Raw genomic sequence first — 2766 nt, 5'->3', positions numbered from 1 at the left:
GTTGTTTTTGGCGATTCATAAGATCACAAAACACCATGAATGTTCCCTCATTTCTCAAATTTTTTAATATTTCTAGCTCTCTGATACATAAAGGCTTATTCTGGGGATACTTTAGCGGTGTGGTGCGTGTTTTTGATGCCTAACTTTGCTATTTACCATAATGGGCATAACCTGCACCGAAATATGCATCGTAAGGTTAAATTTTAAATGTTCTTTTTTCTACAGTTAATTGTGGGTACAATGCGTTTCAAATTATTCTTTTCACTTGCTGTTGACGCTCATAATTGCAGAGCATTTAGAGCATTCAATGACATTAAAAAAACACATATCCAGTATATTATTGTTATTCATCCCATTTTTAGCACTAAGCTTTATGGTGTACTTAAGTTATGATGATGCAGTTTTAAAACCTACTTCCTATGTGAGAATTGCTATTTCATCGGTGATTTCCATTTATTTTTATCATCTGATTCTATTTCTAATAAAGAGTAGGATCTTGAGATGTATCTCTGTTGTTACACTATCTTTTTTCTATACCTTGCTGTTTTCTTCGTATGTTAAATATGGCTCTTTTTCTGTAGGGATGATTGCTTCTATATGGGAGACAAACATAAACGAGTCATTTGAGTTTTTTAATTCTCATTCTTTTGTTGTGGAGATGATGTTTTTTATCATTATATCATCTCCATTTATTATCATTATTTTTAAGATAGAAGATTTTTTAGATAACAAGCGTATATATCTATGCTCATCTGTAATTGTAATTATCGTATCTTTAATTTCTTTTGTTCGATATCTGTATGCTCCCGCATATGAAATAAAAGGTTTTGAAAGATTTGCTGAGATTTTTGGTGGGATACCTAAGATGCTCTCTTTAGCTGTACAAACAAAAGAATTATTAGACTCTGAGTCTATACCTATCACTTCAAAGTGGAATTTAATAGAAGGTGCTGATGATAGTTATAACTATGTAATAATTGTTGGCGAGTCTGTACAGCAAAAAAGGTTTTCTGAAAGTATTAACAAGATTGATAGTGAAAAAGTCAATGGGTGGAAGATATATACGAATGCTATTGCACCTGCAACACAAACTCGATATTCAGTTCCTCGCCTTCTGTCATTAAATAATATTGATAATCTTTATTATGGATTAAACATTATTGATTTAGCTAAAGAATCAGGGCTTAAGACGCACTGGTACTCTAATCAAGCTAGAGTAGGAGAGGATGATACACCTGTAACTAGGATTGCTATGAGGGCTGATCAGTATAACTTCCATAACCTAGATTACTCACTTACAAAAAATGACTTTGTGCTAATTGATGATTTATCACAAGGGCTAGAGCAACAACCGAATGGAAATTTATTTATCCTCCATATGATTGGTTCCCATTTTGATTTTTGTTATAGGGTAGGACTGTTGAGAGCAACACCTGACTTACAGAGTAAATGCTATGATAAAACAATACTTGAACTTGTATCATTCATTAATAAAGTAAAAGAAACTGTTTCTCATGATAAGTATAAAATAATATATGTTTCAGATCATGGGTTAACATCGATAGATGAACCTCCATTCTTGACCCATGGGGTAGGAAAGCAATTCTCAACAGATGCTGTAAACACACCTCTTATTTTTATTGAGTCAGCCACTGAAAGACATAGTGTTGAATATGATAATAAAGAATACTTTTTAAGGGATTTACCTCATACATTAGGGGCTTGGCTTAATGTTAGCGCTAAAGAGCTTAACTCAGATGCTGAGATTGATAGTGTTGTTAACCAAGATAGGTTTGTGATTGACTCTGGCGATATTAGGTTTTTACAATGAAACAGATTAAATATTTTATTTGCATTATTTTGATAGTAATGGTTATTTTTGTTTTCTATAAGAAGCGATCTGGTATCTATCACTTATTAGTTTATAAATACCAAGGCTTTGGTTTATTAACGATCCATGAAAGTTCAAATAAAAAAATTGATAACATCCTTACCTCATGTTCATTAATTGCTCACGCAGGTGGTGGGATTGATGGTATTAAATATACAAACTCAAAAGAGGCACTACAGAAGTCTATTGATAATGGTTATAGGTTAATCGAATTAGACTTGCTCGTTTCATCAGATGGTAAGATTTTAGGGGCTCATGATTGGGAACGTTATGTCGATAAATCAAGCTTAACAAACTTTCCGCCTGAGAGTTATGAGTTTGTTTCTGCTCAATATCTAGATAAGTATACGACTATGGATATTGAGATGATAAACGAAGTGTTTTTAAGTAATGAAAACTTGATATTAGTAACTGATAAAATTAGAGATATTGGCTTATTATCACAATCAATACCTTATAAAAATAGGATGATTGTTGAAGTCTTTAGTGTATTTGACTTTAACTTAGCTATAGAAAATGGCTTGCACCCTGCATTGAATATAGATATTAGAAACCAAAACATGGTTGATTTTGTCGTAGAAACTGGCATAAAAAGAGTAACCTATCGAGGAGATCAGTTACATGAAATGGAAGTTGCTTATAGAAACGCTAAGCGCCTTTCTGATAACGGTATCCTATCTATGATTTATTCAAGAAATGACTTAGATGTAAAACAGATTCAGGGTGACTTAGGTATTAAAGGTAGTTTCTATGTTGATTTTTATGACAATGGAAGGTGTGATTAAGTGTTAAAAAGTGAGAATAGTATATTTAGCCTTAAAAGGGTATTAAGTGCTTTTGGGTATTCATGCAAAGGATTGAAATCTGCCTTCCAA

General features: G+C 32.4%; 2 protein-coding genes. Both read left to right on the top strand.

Annotation, left to right across the window (positions count from 1 at the left end; all coding sequences use genetic code 11):
* Nucleotides 1-307 precede the first annotated feature (307 nt).
* Entirely contained in the window at nucleotides 308-1831 is a 1524-nt protein-coding gene (locus J8L97_RS22645) for a sulfatase-like hydrolase/transferase (protein WP_211052984.1), read from the top strand.
* Nucleotides 1828-2676 carry a hypothetical protein gene (locus tag J8L97_RS22640; RefSeq protein WP_211052983.1) on the top strand — a complete coding sequence of 283 codons (849 nt, stop codon included), beginning with the start codon at nucleotides 1828-1830 and terminating at the stop codon, nucleotides 2674-2676. Before J8L97_RS22645 ends, J8L97_RS22640 begins: the two co-directional genes overlap by 4 nt.
* The last annotated feature ends 90 nt before the right edge of the window (nucleotides 2677-2766 follow it).

It is taken from the genome of Pseudoalteromonas sp. MMG012, assembly GCF_018100875.1.
In the GTDB taxonomy this organism is placed as follows: domain Bacteria; phylum Pseudomonadota; class Gammaproteobacteria; order Enterobacterales; family Alteromonadaceae; genus Pseudoalteromonas; species Pseudoalteromonas aurantia.
Note: the sequence above shows the minus strand (reverse complement) of the source record. Positions and strands in the feature narration are given on the sequence as shown.

Bases quoted from the DNA above. Each gene is read 5' to 3' on its own strand.
- J8L97_RS22645 (WP_211052984.1), top strand. From the start codon at position 308: ATGACATTAAAAAAACACATATCCAGTATATTATTGTTATTCATCCCA.
- J8L97_RS22640 (WP_211052983.1), top strand. From the start codon at position 1,828: ATGAAACAGATTAAATATTTTATTTGCATTATTTTGATAGTAATGGTT.